Here is a 17,266-nt window from a genome sequence, read left to right on the forward strand (position 1 = left end):
ATATTATCAGTTTTCACGTTTATTCAGGGAAACTCCGAAGATTTTAGCTTCCAGTTCTCTTCCTGTCGGAGTTGCCGCTAACCCTCCTTGTGCAGTTTCTCTTAATGCTACAGGCATTGTTTGTCCGATTTTAAACATGGCATCAATTACCTCGTCACATGGGATTCTACTTGTAATTCCTGCCAATGCCATATCAGCAGCAACCATTGCATTTGCAGCTCCCATTGCATTTCTTTTTACACACGGAACTTCCACTAACCCCGCAACAGGATCACAAACTAGCCCGAGCATATTTTTTAATGTAATCGCCATCGCTTCTGCACATTGACTAGGTGTTCCTCCAGCCATCTCAACAATCGCTGCTGCTGCCATCCCACTTGCAGAGCCTACTTCTGCCTGGCATCCACCTGCCGCTCCTGAAATGGATGCATTATTTGCTACAACAAAACCAAATGCACCAGATGTAAATAGAAAACGAATCATCTCATCTCTTGAAGGGTCTAATTTGTTTTTCACAGCAAATAATGTCCCTGGTACCACACCCGCAGAGCCAGCAGTAGGTGTTGCACAGATAGTTCCCATTGCTGCATTCACCTCATTTGTAGCAACTGCTTTGCTGACAGCATCAAGAAGTATCTCACCAGATAAGAACTTGCCCTTTTCAATATATTTTTGTAAAAGAACGGCGTCGCCCCCGGTTAACCCAGAATGGGATTTAACACCTTTTAACCCTTTTTCAACAGCCTCTTCCATCACCACAAGGTTTTTTTCCATTTGTTCATATACTTCTTCATACGTTTTTCCTGTAAACTCTATTTCTTGCTCTATCATAATGTCTGATATTTTTTTATTTTTACTTTCCGCTAGTTCAACTAATTCTGCAACATTTCTAAACAAAATGTTCCCTCCTTCTATCTAATACGAAGTATAAAGGAACCCTTCGTATTATCCAATCCTAAAAAATCTATTATAATACCGGAATGTAAACGCTACCATTCTATTTCATGAAATTTAATCTACTATACGAGTTACTTGAGTAATTTGTGGTAAAGACATTAATTCCTTCATTACCGCTTCATCAATATTTTGGTCTACTTCAATCGTCATAAGAGCCATTTTCCCTTTTTCCTTTCGCGATACGTCCATATGGCCAATGTTTATTTCGTGTTTGGTAAGAATATTAGCAACGGCAGCAATGGCACCAAATCTGTCATCATGCACAACAAGTATAGCCGGATGATGTCCAGATAATTTTAATTCAAAGCCATTCAATTCGATAATTTCAATCTTTCCTCCACCAATAGAAATACCAACTAGTTCCATTTCACCATCATCATCTCCCATCCGAACCCGGGCTGTATTAGGATGATCGGTAATGGCTTCCTCTTCAATAAAACGAACTTTAATTCCTTTCTTCTTAGCTAGATCAATAGAATTCTTGATTCGTTCGTCAAACGTATCAAAGTCAAGTATTCCACCTACGATAGCAACGTCTGTTCCATGCCCTTTATATGTTTTCGCAAATGATCCATAAAAAGAAATAGTTGTCCATTTCGGCTCTCTTCCAAAAAGGTTTCTAGCAACTCTTCCAATTCTTGCAGCGCCAGCAGTATGCGAACTAGAAGGTCCTATCATTACAGGTCCAATTATATCGAATACACTTTTATACTTCAAAATAAGTCCCCCTTTATCTGTATTTACACCTATTTCTTGCTGTTTTTACTATATCAGAAATAAGCTTGTTTTATCTTTTTTAGCACCATACAAAAAATAACATAAGGGGACTAACCCGTCTAGCGAGTTGCCCCCTTTAAAAGCAGCTTTACTAGGTATAATCCCCTTTTATAATAATAAACTGGATAAGTACTACCTGCAAAAGCCAGATTTTAACACTGTTAGTTAAAAAGAAATACTTTCCCTAACGACCATTAAGTATTATTCAATTGAAAAAATAAAGGAGTAGAGAGGCTGCTTTCCGTTATGCACTTCTACTTCTACATCCTCATAATTTTCCTCTACATACTGCTGTAAAGATTCCACATCACCCTCTGAAGCATCTTCACCATAGAGTATTGTCAATATTTCTGAGTCATCATCAAACATAGTAGACAATAGTTCTTTCGCTGTTTCAAGGCGATCTGTGTTTGTTACGACAATTTTTCCCTCAGCGATTCCCATAAAGTCATCTTTTGCAATTGATAAACCATCAATATTAGTGTCTCGTACAGCATAAGTAACCTGTCCTGTTTTGACTTCCTTCAGTGCTTCAGACATATTTAGTTTATTATCTTCTAATGATGTCGTTGGATTGAATGCAAGTAGTGCAGCCATTCCTTGAGGAACTGTTTTCGTAGGGACAACAGCTACTTCCTCCTCTAATATTTCTGCAGCTTGTTCTGCAGCCATAATAATGTTTTTATTATTTGGCATAATAATAACTTTTTTAGCGTTGAGACTTTGAGCCGCTTTTACGATATCCTCTGTACTAGGATTCATCGTCTGTCCACCCTCGATAACATGCGTTGCACCGATACTTCTAAACAAGTCAGCTATACCTTCTCCCATTGACACCGTTACAATCCCAAACTCCAATGGTTCAGCTGATTTCGGCTTTACCTCTTCTTTCAGTGCAGAAACAGGTGATTCACCAACAATATTACTATGTTGCTGTCTCATATTTTCAATCTTCATATTAATAAGACTTCCATATTTTTGTCCATAAGACAATACATCACCGGGTGTTTCTGAATGTATATGTACTTTTGCTATCTCGTCATCACTAATAACAAGAAGAGAGTCTCCATAGTTACTTAAATCTTGACGGAAATTCTCTTCAGAAAAAGGCTGTTTTTCCTTTTCAAATTTCACCATAAACTCTGTACAATAGCCAAATTTAATTTCTTCAGTATTCATGAACCCTTGAACATTTTTATGATGCTCCGCACTAACAAGATGGTCCATTGAAGGCATAGAAGAAGGAGTACTAACCTTTTCTCCTTTTAGCTCGGCCAAAAAGCCCTCATAAACAAACAACAAGCCTTGTCCTCCACTATCAACAACCCCGACTTCCTTCAACACAGGTAAAAGATCGGGAGTTCTGTTTAGAGAAACATTTGCTTCATTTACGATTGCTTCCATTACCTTTACAATATCATTCTCTTGTTTAGCAACAGATACAGCTTTTTTGGCAGCATCTTTTGCAACAGTTAAAATTGTACCTTCAACAGGCTTCATAACAGCTTTATATGCTGTTTCCACACCTGCTTGCAATCCATTTGCAAAGTCCACGCTAGTCAAAGTGCTTTTTTGCTCAATTGCTTTACCAAACCCACGGAAAAGTTGAGACAAAATAACACCTGAATTTCCGCGTGCTCCCATTAACAAACCTTTTGATAAAGCCCCAGCTACTTTCCCTATATGGTCTTGCACATTATTTTGAACTTCCTTCGCACCAGAAGTCATAGATAAATTCATATTTGTTCCAGTATCACCATCAGGAACAGGAAAAACGTTTAATGCATCAACTAGCTTTGCATTTGCTGAAAGATAGTTGGCGCCTTGGATAACCATTTGTGCAAAACGTTTTCCTTCCAAAGATGTAATCGACACAAATCTTCCTCCTCACTATGGGTTCGTTACTCGAACACCTTGTACAAAAATATTTACTGAATCGACCGCCAAGCCGACGGTTTTATCAAGGGTATATTTAACCTTGGATTGTACATTATGAGCAATCTCAGAAATTTTTGTACCATAGCTCACCATAATATACATGTCAATATGTACTTCCTCTTCCTCTTGACGAACAATAACGCCTCGAGTGAAATTTTCTTTCCGTAAAATATCCGTTAAACCGTCTTTAATTTGATTTTTTGATGCCATCCCAACAATTCCGTAACAATCTACTGCTGCACCACCAGCAATCATTGCAATAACATCATTTGTTATATCGATTTGTCCGTACTCATTTTTTAATTCGATGGACATGTAACCTTTTCCCCCTTTAAATACATGCTTGGCTAAAAACATTTTACTATAATTAGAAGGTTTTTGAAAGCTAAACCGCTATCAGAAGATATACGGTAGCGAAACACTGGCTAACATTAATGATACCATTTGTTTTTAGTTTGTCCTAAATAGAACTTTCGTCATACTAACATCGAGATTCTTTTTCCCACTTGTTGATGAATTTTTCAATGAAGTAAATGATAAAACACTTTCTTCTCTATGGCTCTTTTCTCATAGATTGTTATTTTCACTTATAAATTCTGCTCGTTGATTTCCGCTACAGGCACTAGACCCCCCGGGGAGGAATTGGAACTAGAAAAGCGGAAGCCGCTCGCCCAAATTGCTGGAGCTAGACATACGCTTCGCCTGCAGATGTCTCTCCCTTTCCTCTCTTCTCGCAGGAGTTAAGTGCCCTATGCTTCAATCAACTCAGTAGGTTAAACTAAGTTTTTCGTTAAAAAAATAACATCTTTTACGAAAACAACCTTTTTTATAAACATTGTTTTTGCCACACCCCTTTTAAAAAGGGCTGTTAGCAGATCACAGTTCTATCTAATTGCTTCACATAGCCTTAGGAACAAAAAGCGACAAAGGAGTAGAATAACAACTATAACGAAAAAGAGACGTCTGTATAGGACGTCTCTTTTTAAACCAATTATACGCGTTCTACTTTACCAGATTTCAATGCTCTTGCTGATACCCAAACACGCTTTGGTTTACCGTCTACAAGAATACGAACTTTTTGTAGGTTAGCACCCCAAGTACGCTTGTTTGCGTTCATTGCGTGAGAGCGAGCATTACCTGCACTAGCTTTACGGCCTGTAATTGCACATTTCTTTGCCATATATATTCCCTCCTCACTAAAAGAAGCTGAAGTCAATTTCAGTTCTACATTTCACATTAGTCATTAAAGATACTTTAATAATTTATCACACTACCCGTTAGATTGCAATACTTCTGTACAAGCTTTCAAGAAAAAATCCTTTACAGATAAAATAGATACTAATGCCTTTTCTCATCCACTGAACCTGAATATATTAAAATATGATAAGCAAGTCCACCTTAAACTGCTTAATGCATCAAAAAATGATGTCCCCTTATGTAAAAAAAATAGAGATGACATTTTGTCATCTCTTTCAAAGGGTTTACTTACTCTTTTTTGAAAGTTCCTAACATCGCTTTAACAAGTCCACCAAGAAATTTTGGCAATTTAATTGTATAAAATCTCATTAAATGTCCCTCCCCATCAATCTAAAACACACGGTTATTTGTTCGAATCGTAATCAGTATATTCAAACAAACTTGAGAAGTACGTAACTCGACACTAAGGGGTTTAGAAGCTCAATCTCGACTTCTTATCACCATTAATATGCCATTAGTAAAGGAAAAAGTACCTGATGATTGTATAAGTTCATTACTAATACATAATGTTGTACCTCGAAAAATATTCCGGTTTTTTAACGGATATTTAAACCCAATCAATGTAAGGTTCTCTACAACGCTAGAGACAGGAACAAACGAAACATAGTCTTTACTAGTATCTTGATCAATAGGGTAGGTACCTGGCATCACGACAGAAAGTGTATTTTGACTATCGATAATTTCTATTTTTATTCGATCATTGAGTCTTTCTTCATTAATAAGCAGTTGGACGTTTCCCATAAAGTGATCTAAACGTCCTCCTGTCGCACCGAAGATTCGTATCAAGTCTGGTTTTTGCTCCATCGCCCAATTTAGCGCAAGCTCTAAATCAGTTTCATCCTTTTCAGGCGTATACCGATTTATTTCTGAAACTTTTTCTTCGATAATGTCCCATTCGTTAGGTGTAACAGAATCAAAATCACCAAACGCTCTGTACGGCAGTATTTCTTGCTCAATTAGTGTGAAAACTCCTCTATCCACACCAACCCATTTTACGTTGCCATTACAATAATCAGAAAGCTTTGGGATATACTCCAAAGGCCCTCCAGCTAATATATGTATATTCACGTCATATCACCTATTCTTATCCTTATCGTCTATATAGTAGCAGAATACTATAGTTGTAATAATGAATGCATTTATATAGAGACTCTAAGCTACACTAAATATTTTGATGATCTTTGTCTCCTCTTAGTTTGACTCCATAAAACAAATAAACCAAGATATCGTTGCTCAATTTTTGCGTGGCTTATAGATAAAATGCTGCCTGTATAACCAGACAGCATTTTGTTTATTTCTATTCAGTTAGCGCTTTTCGAATTAATTCAATAGCTGCCTTCCTGTCTTGTTGGTTATAAATCGCTGAACCAGCTACAAATACGTCAGCTCCAGCCTTTGCACATTTAACAGCCGTTTCAGGATTGATCCCACCGTCCACTTCAATTTCCAAAGAAGGGTTTACATCATTTGCCCACTGTCTTATTTGCTCAATTTTAGGAACGACAGACTCGATAAATGACTGACCGCCAAACCCTGGATTAACCGTCATTAATAATACCATATCAAGGTCGGGAAGAACTTGTTTCACCGTTTCTGGTGAGGTTGCCGGATTAAGGACAACACCAGCTTTTACATTATGATCCTTAATTAATTGAATTGTCCTATGAAGATGTGGACAAGTTTCTACATGAACAGTTATATAGTCTGCACCCGCATTTGCAAATGAAGCTATATAGTCGTCAGGATTTTCAATCATTAAGTGTACATCTAAAGGCATAGAAGTAAGCGGACGAATTGATTCAACTACCATTGGTCCCATTGTAATATTTGGAACAAAATGACCATCCATCACATCGATGTGTATGTAGTCCGCTCCTCCATTCTCTACATCCTTAATCTCACTAGCTAATTTTGAAAAATTGGCAGATAAAATGGAAGGTGCTATTTTCATTTTAATACCTCGGCTTTCTTTCTTTAATTTCTTTATGAAATGTTAGGTAATGGTCGTAGCGATAAGATGGAATTGTCCCGCTTTCCACTCCCGTTTTCACCGCACATTTAGGTTCATTTATATGAAGACATCCTCTAAACTTACAAGAATCTGACACTTCAACCATTTCAGGGAAACAATTGGGGAGATTTTCTACATCAAGTTCTGAAAACTCCAACGAACTAAAACCCGGTGTATCCGCAACAAGCCCCCCGTCAATCTCGATTAATTCCACATGACGTGTAGTATGCTTCCCTCTTCCTAAATGCGCAGAGATATCAGCTGTTTTCAATTCCAGTTCAGGTCTCAACGCATTAAGCAAAGAAGATTTTCCAACACCTGATTGCCCGGCAAAGACAGAAATTTTATCTTTTAGAAAGGGTGCTAGCTCTTTTAAACCTTGTTCTGTTTTTGATGATGTCAAAATTACCTCATAACCGAATGATTTATAATCTCTTACATAATTCTCTATATCTGATTGTTCTTTTTCTGTTAACAAATCAATTTTCGTAATACAAATCACAGGCTCTATGTTTTCACTCTCAACTAATACTAAAAAACGGTCTAATAGACCTGGACTGAAATTGGGTTCGCTTGCAGAAAAGATTAATATAGCTTGGTCAACATTCGCAATAGGTGGTCGCACCAATTCATTTTTTCTTTCAAACACTTTTAGCAAGTAACCCTCTGTATCATTTTCTGCTTGAAATTCGACGTAATCACCAACAAGAGGCGTGACTTTATTTTTCCTAAACACTCCTCTTCCACGACATTGTGTAATATCATTATCTGAAAGAACGTAATAAAAACCGCTAAGGGCTTTTATAATTTTCCCTTCTGCCATTCGAGGCCTCCTTATTTTTAACTGTATATTCCCCTTATTCCTTGTTAAGGAAAAGTCTATTGAGGTTACATGGGTTAACCAATAAATGCCTTTAGATGCGTGACACTTTTTTGACTTTTTTGTTAGTTAACCCCATGTTTATAAAAGTTAAAAGTTATTTACGATTCTTCTTCCGTCGGATACGCTATCGATTTCTCCTCATACACTTGACCATCACGTATAATTTTGTATTTACCTTCTTTATTAGGCTCTATTGTAAGGTTTAGTGTTTTCTTGGTCGTTTCAGTGATTGAGAAAATTTGATCCATTTCTGTAATATTGCTATCTATATCTTCCACGTAAATTTCTACAGTCTGTGGTTTTTTCTCTTCCGTTTGTGGGTTCTCTCCCTCGGTCTCTACAGTCTCTGCTGGTTCATATGGAATGGTTACTTCAACGGAAACATCCTTAGGTACTTGAGGTTCCTTTCCCTTTGATAGAACTACGTTAACCGTTTCCCCTTTTATCATAGGCGTTCCTTGTTTAGGGGTTTGGGATATGACAAGCCCTTCAGTAACTTCATCAGAGTATTCCTCAGAAGAGATATTTATCTTTAAGCCAGTGAGCTCCCCGTAGTCCTCTAGTGCTTTTTGGTTATATTGAGTCAAGTCTGTTAACTCAAATGTTTCTTGCCCTTTGCTAATAGTAAATGTAATTGTTGTTTCATCTGGTATAACTTCTTCACCGGATGCAGGGGTTTGTTCTAAGATTGTACCTGGAGCACTCTCGTTATACACTTCTTCTTTTTCAACAGTAAATCCCTCTTCTTCAAGAGCACTAGCAATATCAGCATATTGTTTGTCAACAAAGTCTTCCATTTCAACTGTTTCTTTCCCCTTACTTACATAAATGTTAATTTCACTACCCTCTTTAGCTGTTCTTCCTGCTTTAGGGGAGGTTTTAATCACCACGTCTTCTGGTATTTCCTCATTAAATTGTTCGTTCGTATCCCCAATTTCAAATCCCTTATCTGCAAGAATCGATATCGCTTCATCATACTCTTTTCCAGAAACATCTGGTATATTAATATCTTTTGGTCCTAGCAAATCTGGAAGAACAGTAAAGGTTCCGACCCCCAGCAAAATAATGAAGAAAAATAAACCAATTACGACAAACGGCCACTTCTTTTTCTTTTCTTTCTTTTCCTTCTTTTTTTTCACCTTTTTCTTTTTACTCGTATCTTGTGAAACAGTTTCCGTTGGTTTAGTCGGTTCTGCTATATCATTTTGATGATGAACAATCGTGTCGTCTAAGTTAGAATATGTACTATCATTTGTTATTACAGGTATTGCTTTTGTAGCATCATCATCCAATGGTACATTAAATTTCGGTTCGTTTTGACGTTCCGGGGCTAGAGCCGTTCCAAAATCCTCTTCCATCTCTTCTAAACTTGCATAGCGATGAAAAGGATCTTTAGCTGTCGCTTTTAAAACAATATTTTCAACACTTTGTGGAATTGTATTGTTCCACCTTCTAAGCGAAGGTGTTTCTGATTGTAAATGCTTAAGGGCGATAGATACAGCTGACTCGCCTGAGAAAGGCAACCTCCCTGTCAAAAGTTCGAACATGACAATTCCTAAAGAATAGATATCTGATTTCTTTGTTGCCATGCCACCACGTGCTTGTTCAGGTGATAAATAATGAACAGAACCGAGTACCGCATTTGTTTGCGTAATAGACGTAGCACTTAATGCCATTGCTATTCCAAAATCCGTAATTTTAACATTTCCATCACTGTCTATTAATATATTCTGTGGTTTAATATCACGGTGGATTATATGATTTTGATGTGCATGTGACATTGCAGATGTTAACTGTTTCATTATGTCTAATGCCTTCTCAACAGAAATTGGAGAATACTGCTGTATGTATTGCTTTAACGTCATTCCCTTTACATATTCCATGACAATATAGTTAATATCTTCTTCTTCTCCAACATCAAATATATTAACAATATTTGGATGCGCTAAACTTGTTGCCGAATGTGCTTCCCGTTGAAATCTTTTAATAAACTCTTCCTCATTAGCAAAGTCTACTCTGAGCATTTTTATCGCTACTTCACGATCTAAGATCATGTCATGAGCCAGATAGACATTTGCCATACCGCCGCCGCCAATAAGGTCGAGTATTTTGTATCGGCCGCTAATTCTTTTACCATTTATCAATTACTTCACCCGCTTTCCGTTTCAGCGGTATACTCCACTATGACCAAGGTAATATTATCCTCTCCGCCATATTCATTTGCTAAATCAATCAACTTTTGGCCCTTTTCTTTCAAAGGTAATTTACTCGAAACAATACCCAAAAGTTCCTTATCAGAAATTTTATTAGATAGGCCATCGGAACATAAAAATAAAATATCTTGTTCTTCAAACACGATTGTTTTTATATCCATTGAAACATCGCTTTCTGTTCCTAATGCTCTGAGTAAAACATTTTTTCTCGGATGGTGTTCTGCATCCTCTTTTGATATTTGGCCACTACGAACAAGTTCATTAACTAATGAATGATCTTCTGTTAATTGCTGCAAACCACTTTCATTAAAAATATACCCTCGACTGTCACCAATATTAGCAATCGTAATAAATAAATCGGTACATATTGCTCCTACAATAGTTGTGCCCATCCCTTCACATTCCTGGTGTTCTCTAGAATAGCTAAATACTTGCTCATTTACATCTGTTATGTGCCTTTTCAACCATTGTTCAGCTTGCTCAGCAGTTTCCATTTTATCTGCTGTATTCCATTGTTCTTTCAATATATCGATTGTCATTTCACTTGCTACATCACCAGCTCGATGACCACCCATACCGTCTGCAACGACAGCAAGATAGTCACCATGGCTATTTACAAATACACCAACACTATCTTCATTATGTTGACGTACTTTCCCCTTGTCCGTAAAAAAGACTGACTTCACCTTGGTCACCCCGTTTCTTCTTCACACTTTTTTTCTAAAACATGCTATAAAAAAGCCGTCTCCACCAAAATCTTGCGGAAAAATTTGTAGTTTATTATTTTTAACAAACGGTTTTACCGCTTCTGGCATTGCCGTTAAGGAATGCTCTTCAAACTCAGGATGAGCAGCTAAAAATGCTTCTACCGTTCCTGTATTTTCATTTTCGTCAACCGTACATGTACTATACACTAATAATCCGTCTTTTTTAAGAAGCGGTGCTACAGATGAAAGAATATCCAGCTGAATAGTTTGAAGAGCATTTAAGTCTTCTTCCTTTTTTGTGTATTTAATATCTGGTTTTCTTCTCAATACTCCAAGACCAGAACACGGTGCATCAACCAATATTCGGTCGAATGTTCCAGATTCATGAATATCACTAGCTTTTCGACTATCCAATGCTTTTGTAGTAATATTTTCTAACCCTAGGCGTCTAGCATTTTCTTCAATTAATTTTACTTTATGAGGATGCAAGTCCATCGCAAAAACTTCACCGGTTCCTTGAAGTTTTTCCGCAATATGCGTTGTTTTCCCCCCTGGTGCTGCACAGGCATCCAGTACCCTCATTCCTTTGTCAAGCTCGAGTGCATAGCTGACAAGCATAGAGCTCTCATCTTGAATTGTCAGAAGTCCATCTTTATAAAAAGAGGTCTTCGCCAAATTTCCTTTTATTGAATAGATCGCTTCAGGTAGGATTGGGCTTTCCTTCACCTCAATATCTTCTGTTTGTAATTTCTCCATAAGTTCTACCTTAGTTGTTTTGACTGTATTCACTCTTGCTGACTGGTGAGGAGCCAGTAGGTTCGTTTCACACATCTTCCTTGTTTTTTCTAAACCAAATTGTTCCGTCCATCTTTTTACAAGCCAAAACGGGTGGCTTGTTTCCACCGAAATCCTTTCGACAGGGTCGGCTATTTCAGCAAGTGAAGGTACGCCGTTTCGTTGGACAGAGCGCAGCACACCATTAACCAGACCTGAAATCCCCTTATGGCCTCTTTTTTTAGCCAACTCGACAGCTTCAAATAATACAGCACGATCGGGTACTTTATCAAGGTAGATCATTTGATATAAAGACAACCGTAGTAATTGACGTACCCACGGGTCAACCTTTTTTTTGATAAACGGTGCTAGGAAGTAATCAAGTGTCATTTTCCGTTGAATAGTTCCATACGTTATTTCTGTTAACAATCCAACATCAGGGCCTGAAATATGATGTTTTTCAATCGTATGATTTAATAATAAATTACTATACGATTGATTTTTTTCAACCGCTTCTATTACATCTAGTGCGACTTCTCTTACACTCTTTTTGTTTTTACTCATCGTTATCTCCTAAAATAGGGCCTGTTTTTAAGTTTGATCCAGCTCCACGTAAATAGTCTACGGCACTCATCCGCTTTTTCCCTGAAGGTTGAAGCTCGGTAATTTTAATAGCTGTTTCGTTACCTGTTTTTACAATAAATCCATCTTCAAGTATGGAAATTATTTCACCAGGAGAGCCGCTAGTGCTGTTTGGAACCTTTTCGCCCCACCATATTTTCATGACAGAACCATTAAGCTTTGTATATGCAACAGGCCAAGGGTGTAGCCCACGAATATGATTGTAAATTTCTTCTCCTGTTTTTGTCCAATCAATCTTCTCTTGTTCTCTTTTAATATTGGATGCAAATGTCGCCTTTTCATTGTCTTGTTTACGAGGATAAATGTCCCCATTTAAAAGCTTTGGCAATGTATCCACCAGTAACTTTGATCCAGCTTCACTTAATTTATCATGCAATGTACCGACATGGTCTTTTTCATCAATAGGCACTTCTACTTGACTGATGATGTCCCCTGCGTCAAGCTTCTCTACCATATACATAATCGTAATTCCTGTTTTTTCTTTTCCTTGTAAAATGGAATAATGAATTGGCGCACCGCCACGCAGTTCAGGAAGCAGTGATGCATGAACATTAATACAGCCATATTTTGGGGCCTCTAACAGTTCATTAGGCAAGATTTGACCAAATGCGGCTGTTACAATTAAATCTGGTTGAAAAGCAAGAACCTTTTCCAACTCCGCCTTATGACGAATTTTTTCCGGCTGTACTACAGGAATTCCGTGTTTCGCGGCTTCTACTTTTACAGGAGGTGGTGTTAATATTTTTTTTCTACCTACAGGGCGATCCGGCTGTGTTACGACTGCCACAACTTGATAATTCTCCGTTATTAATGATTGTAGGACAGGGACAGCAAAATCTGGTGTACCCATAAAAACAACTTTTGTCATTCCGCTTCATACCTTTCTAATTCTTCTTCTGTTACGTAACGCTCTACCTTGGAAGTGAAAAGAATTCCATGAAGATGATCCACTTCATGTTGAATAGCTCTTGCTAAAAAATCTTCTGCTTGAAATTCAATGGTTCTTCCTTTTCGATCTTGCGAGCGCACATTTATTTTATAAGATCTTGAGACCTCGCCGAATAACCCTGGAAAACTGAGACAGCCTTCTAAATCTGTTTGCTTCCCTTCTAGAGGAGTTACTTCCGGATTAATTAATTCAATGGTCCCGCTATCGTCTCCAATATCAACAACAGCTACTTGAAGGTCTACTCCAACTTGTGGTGCGGCTAACCCAACGCCATCTGCCTCAATCATTGTCTCGTACATATTATTTAATAATTTTTTTAGTTTTTTATCAAAATCCGTTACCTTTTTACATTCCTTTTCAAGGATAGGATTAGGATGCATTACTATAGGAAGTACAGCCATTTTTCTCCTCCGTATCATTATTTATATATCATTACATCATCATATAAGGGTTGACATCAATTGAAATCGATAATCCTTCTGATGTATATTGTTTTTCGTATTGCTCAAGTAATGTTTTTAATGTAGCTTCAAGATTCGGTTCTCGTTTGTATTTTACCAAACATTGATAACGATATCTATTTTTGATCCTAGGAATAGGAGACGCCACTGGACCTAATGTAATCGTTTGTGGTGACAAGCGAGCTTTAATAAAATCAGTCATCTTTTCGGCAATGTTGACAAGTTTCAGTAAATCTTCATGCGACACCGTTATTAACGTAATGTAATAAAACGGTGGATATGATCCCATTTTTCGCATCATCATTTCACGTTCATAAAATCGGTCGTAATCTTGATCTGCTGCAAGCTCAACCGAATAATGTTCAGGTGTATACGTTTGGATAACTACCTCACCAGGGAGCTTATGTCTTCCCGCTCGTCCGCTAACCTGGGTAAGCAGCTGAAACGTTTTCTCTGCCGCTCTAAAATCTGGTAAATGTAGCATCGTATCAGCACTCAGCACACCTACTAATGTAATATTTGGAAAATCTAATCCCTTTGCTATCATTTGTGTACCTAGTAAAATATCCGCTTTTCCATCCCCAAAAGCCTTTAGCAGTTTTTCATGAGAGCCTTTTCTACTTGTTGTATCAACATCCATACGGATTATTCTTGCTTCAGGTAATAGTTTTGTGAGCTCTTCTTCTACTTTTTGCGTGCCTGTACCAAAATATCGAATATGCTCACTTTCACACTCCGGACAAGTTTTAGGGACAACATCTTCATAACCACAGTAATGACATTTCATACCGTTTGAAAATCGGTGATACGTTAGCGAGATATCACAATGCGGACATTGAAGTACAAATCCACAATCCCTACACATAACAAAGGAAGAATGTCCACGTCGATTTAAAAACAACACAGTCTGTTCTTTTTTTTCCATTCGATCTTGAATCTTTTCAAATAAATCAACAGAGAACATGGAACGATTGCCTTTTCTCAACTCTTCACGCATATCAACAATAGTAACAGGAGGCATTTCTCCAGCATTCATTCTTTTGTTTATCGTTAAGAGCTGATAAACCCCTTTTTGCGATCGGGCAAACGATTCGAGTGAAGGCGTAGCACTTCCCAATATAACAGGACATTGATGATATTGCCCTCGATAAATAGCTACGTCCCGTGCATGATACCTTGGGTTTTCTTCTTGTTTATAGCTTGTTTCATGTTCCTCATCGATAATAATAATCCCAATATTTTCGAAAGGGGCGAATATTGCCGATCTCGCTCCGACCACCACCTTTACTTCCTTTCTCTGGATTTTTCTCCATTCATCATATTTTTCTCCTATAGATAATCCGCTGTGCATGACTGCAACTTCATTTCCAAACCGCCCTTTAAAACGATTTACCATTTGAGGAGTGAGCGAAATTTCCGGTACGAGAACAATTGCCTCTTTTCCTTTTTCAAGGACTCTTTGTATAGATTGGAGATAAATTTCTGTTTTTCCGCTTCCTGTCACACCATAAAGCAGAAACGTTTTAAATGAATTTTCTTCAACATTATGTAAAATAGGCTTAATCGCCTGTTCTTGTAGAGAGGTTAGCTGAAAAGGCTTCGTTTGGGCAAAGTTTCTATTTTCATATGGATCACGGTATATTTCTTCTTGCTTTTCTATAATGAGTCCCTTTTCAACTAGAGTTTTCAATGTTGAAGAAGAAACCCCTATGCTTTCCACAATATCTTTTGAAGCTAATCTAGCTCCCGCTTCAAGACTCGCAAAATACTCTAGCACTTCTCGCTGCTTCACGGCATTTCCTAATGATTCTTTTATTTCCTCTATTTTTGCTTTATCAAAAGCTAAGTAATATTTTCTTACTGTTTTCTTCTTACCTTTTGCTTTTACATTGTATACTACTTCTAAATTTCTATTATCAACTTGTTTTTGAAGAAGAGTAAGCAAATTTTCCGCTTCAGCTGTCTTCCAATACAATCTTCCATTTCGTTCGAAATATGGTTGCAAATCTAATGGCAAGAATGTTAGATCGTTTCTTAACACAAAAATTTTTTCATATTTGGCCTTCATTGCAGCAGGTAACATCGATTGAAATGCCGATATTTTAAAGCATAATGTTTTATCTGTCATCCAATGACCAAGTTCGAGCAATTCCCTATTTAAAACTGGAATTAAGTCCATTGGTTCATGAATAGCTTTTAACTTTGACACTTCTGCTTCCTCTTTCAACTCCACTACAAACCCTTGTATCTTCCGGGGACCAAATGGAACAACAACTCTCATTCCCGGTTTAATACGGCCTATCCACTGTTCTGGAATCAAATAATCGAAAGGTCTATCTATCTTCATTGCTGGAACGTCAACAATGACACTGGCAATATTCATTATTTTCCTTCCTTTTCTATCAAATCTGCCGCTTGTAATAAAATTTCTTTTGCTACCTCGAATTTTGTAAGAAGCGGCAATTCGCGGATGTTTCCGTCTTTTGTATAAATAGTGACGATATTTGTTTCACTTCCAAAACCTGCACCACTCATCTTTACATTATTTGCTACAATCATATCAGCATTCTTTTTTTTCATTTTTTTGATCGCATATTGTTCCATGTTAGTGGTTTCCGCAGCAAACCCTATTAAAAATTGCTTTTGTTTGTTTTCCCCGAGACTTTTTAATATGTCTTTTGTTCTTTCAAAAGACACTGTCCATTCCCCGTCTTGCTTTTTAATTTTTTCATCGTGTACGAGAGCCGGACGATAGTCGGCGACTGCAGCACTTTTCACTACAATGTCCGCATTAGTATAGTGGTGAAATACTTCGCGATACATATCTTCCGCACTTTCCACATTTATGACAGTAACACCTTTAGGAGGCTGTAACGATACCGGACCCGATATCAACACCACTTCTCCCCCTAAAGCATTTGCAGCCTCTGCAAGAGCATAACCCATCTTCCCAGTTGATCGATTTGTGAAAAAACGAACAGGGTCAAGCTTTTCCCTTGTCGGCCCAGCCGTAATAACGACTTTCTTCCCTGCTAGTACAGGGGTATTTTTCATCGACGAAAAATAATCTCTAATCAATTCTACTATTTTCTCCGGCTCTTCTAATCTTCCTTTTCCAACATATCCGCATGCCAAATACCCTTCACTCGGTTCAATAAACCGATAACCGAATTCGTGTAGAGTAGAGATATTTTTTTGTACTGCAGGGTGGTCATACATATGAACATTCATAGCAGGCGCAATCCAAACGGTTGCTCTAGTTGCCAATAATGTTGTTGAAATCATGTCATCAGCAATGCCATTGGCAAGTTTTCCGATAATATTAGCAGTGGCCGGGGCTACCAATATTAAATCAGCCCAATCAGCTAAATCAATATGGGCAATTTTTGCAGAGTCTTTTTCATCAAAAGTATCAGTGTAAACATCTTCTCGGGATAACGCTTGAAAGGTGAGAGGTGCGACGAATTTTTGTGCTGATTCCGTCATCATTACTTTAATATTTGCACCTGTTTGAGATAATTTACTTGTTAACGCTGCCGCTTTATAAACAGCTATTCCACCTGTCACACATAACAGAATGTTTTTCCCTTTTATCATCTTTCTTCCCCCATTTAGTTGCATTCTTTTAAACATTTCGCTTATTTAATTATGAAGGATTTTCTTTTAAAAAGAAAATAGGGCTGTCTCGATTAAGATA

General features: G+C 37.6%; 16 protein-coding genes. All 16 read right to left on the reverse strand.

Going from position 1 to position 17,266, the window contains the following annotated elements:
* Positions 1-6: 6 nt before the first annotated feature.
* Positions 7-897 (reverse strand): L-serine ammonia-lyase, iron-sulfur-dependent, subunit alpha, encoded by an 891-nt coding sequence (gene sdaAA, locus ACFSUL_RS19195; RefSeq protein WP_377937559.1) that lies wholly within the window; start codon positions 895-897, stop codon positions 7-9.
* A 114-nt stretch (positions 898-1,011) separates the two neighbouring features.
* Positions 1,012-1,674 carry an L-serine ammonia-lyase, iron-sulfur-dependent subunit beta gene (gene sdaAB / locus ACFSUL_RS19200; protein WP_377937562.1) on the reverse strand — a complete coding sequence of 221 codons (663 nt, stop codon included), beginning with the start codon at positions 1,672-1,674 and terminating at the stop codon, positions 1,012-1,014.
* Between the two features lie 261 nt (positions 1,675-1,935).
* Complete coding sequence (locus ACFSUL_RS19205) at positions 1,936-3,609, reverse strand: DAK2 domain-containing protein (protein ID WP_377937564.1); 1,674 nt, start codon at positions 3,607-3,609, stop codon at positions 1,936-1,938.
* 15 nt (positions 3,610-3,624) lie between these two features.
* Complete coding sequence (locus ACFSUL_RS19210) at positions 3,625-3,987, reverse strand: Asp23/Gls24 family envelope stress response protein (protein ID WP_071412865.1); 363 nt, start codon at positions 3,985-3,987, stop codon at positions 3,625-3,627.
* A 676-nt stretch (positions 3,988-4,663) separates the two neighbouring features.
* Positions 4,664-4,852: a 50S ribosomal protein L28 gene (gene rpmB / locus ACFSUL_RS19215; protein WP_071412866.1), complete on the reverse strand. Its 189-nt coding sequence runs from the start codon at positions 4,850-4,852 to the stop codon at positions 4,664-4,666.
* A gap of 305 nt (positions 4,853-5,157) precedes the next feature.
* On the reverse strand, positions 5,158-5,238 hold the full coding sequence (gene spoVM / locus ACFSUL_RS19220; protein ID WP_071412867.1) for a stage V sporulation protein SpoVM: 81 nt from the start codon (positions 5,236-5,238) through the stop codon (positions 5,158-5,160).
* A gap of 111 nt (positions 5,239-5,349) precedes the next feature.
* On the reverse strand, positions 5,350-5,997 hold the full coding sequence (locus ACFSUL_RS19225) for a thiamine diphosphokinase (protein WP_377937566.1): 648 nt from the start codon (positions 5,995-5,997) through the stop codon (positions 5,350-5,352).
* A 229-nt stretch (positions 5,998-6,226) separates the two neighbouring features.
* The gene (gene rpe, locus ACFSUL_RS19230; RefSeq protein WP_377937569.1) at positions 6,227-6,880 is read right to left on the reverse strand and encodes a ribulose-phosphate 3-epimerase; all 654 of its coding nucleotides are present in this window, start codon (positions 6,878-6,880) and stop codon (positions 6,227-6,229) included.
* A 1-nt stretch (position 6,881) separates the two neighbouring features.
* Entirely contained in the window at positions 6,882-7,763 is an 882-nt protein-coding gene (gene rsgA, locus ACFSUL_RS19235) for a ribosome small subunit-dependent GTPase A (protein ID WP_377937571.1), read from the reverse strand.
* Positions 7,764-7,921: 158 nt separating this feature from the next.
* Positions 7,922-9,967 (reverse strand): Stk1 family PASTA domain-containing Ser/Thr kinase, encoded by a 2,046-nt coding sequence (gene pknB, locus ACFSUL_RS19240; RefSeq protein ID WP_377937573.1) that lies wholly within the window; start codon positions 9,965-9,967, stop codon positions 7,922-7,924.
* 5 nt (positions 9,968-9,972) lie between these two features.
* Positions 9,973-10,722 carry a Stp1/IreP family PP2C-type Ser/Thr phosphatase gene (locus ACFSUL_RS19245; protein ID WP_377937575.1) on the reverse strand — a complete coding sequence of 250 codons (750 nt, stop codon included), beginning with the start codon at positions 10,720-10,722 and terminating at the stop codon, positions 9,973-9,975.
* 21 nt (positions 10,723-10,743) lie between these two features.
* Positions 10,744-12,081 (reverse strand): 16S rRNA (cytosine(967)-C(5))-methyltransferase RsmB, encoded by a 1,338-nt coding sequence (gene rsmB, locus ACFSUL_RS19250; protein WP_377937577.1) that lies wholly within the window; start codon positions 12,079-12,081, stop codon positions 10,744-10,746.
* On the reverse strand, positions 12,074-13,027 hold the full coding sequence (gene fmt, locus ACFSUL_RS19255; RefSeq protein ID WP_377937579.1) for a methionyl-tRNA formyltransferase: 954 nt from the start codon (positions 13,025-13,027) through the stop codon (positions 12,074-12,076). Before fmt ends, rsmB begins: the two co-directional genes overlap by 8 nt.
* Positions 13,024-13,509 (reverse strand): peptide deformylase, encoded by a 486-nt coding sequence (gene def, locus ACFSUL_RS19260; protein WP_377937581.1) that lies wholly within the window; start codon positions 13,507-13,509, stop codon positions 13,024-13,026. Before def ends, fmt begins: the two co-directional genes overlap by 4 nt.
* 31 nt (positions 13,510-13,540) lie before the next feature.
* Positions 13,541-15,952: a primosomal protein N' gene (priA, locus tag ACFSUL_RS19265; RefSeq protein ID WP_377937583.1), complete on the reverse strand. Its 2,412-nt coding sequence runs from the start codon at positions 15,950-15,952 to the stop codon at positions 13,541-13,543.
* Positions 15,952-17,166: a bifunctional phosphopantothenoylcysteine decarboxylase/phosphopantothenate--cysteine ligase CoaBC gene (gene coaBC / locus ACFSUL_RS19270; RefSeq protein ID WP_377937585.1), complete on the reverse strand. Its 1,215-nt coding sequence runs from the start codon at positions 17,164-17,166 to the stop codon at positions 15,952-15,954. The genes priA and coaBC overlap by 1 nt, the downstream gene beginning before the upstream one ends.
* Between the last annotated feature and the right edge of the window lie 100 nt (positions 17,167-17,266).

Source organism: Bacillus seohaeanensis (assembly GCF_042684945.1).
Classification (GTDB): domain Bacteria; phylum Bacillota; class Bacilli; order Bacillales; family Bacillaceae_B; genus Rossellomorea; species Rossellomorea seohaeanensis.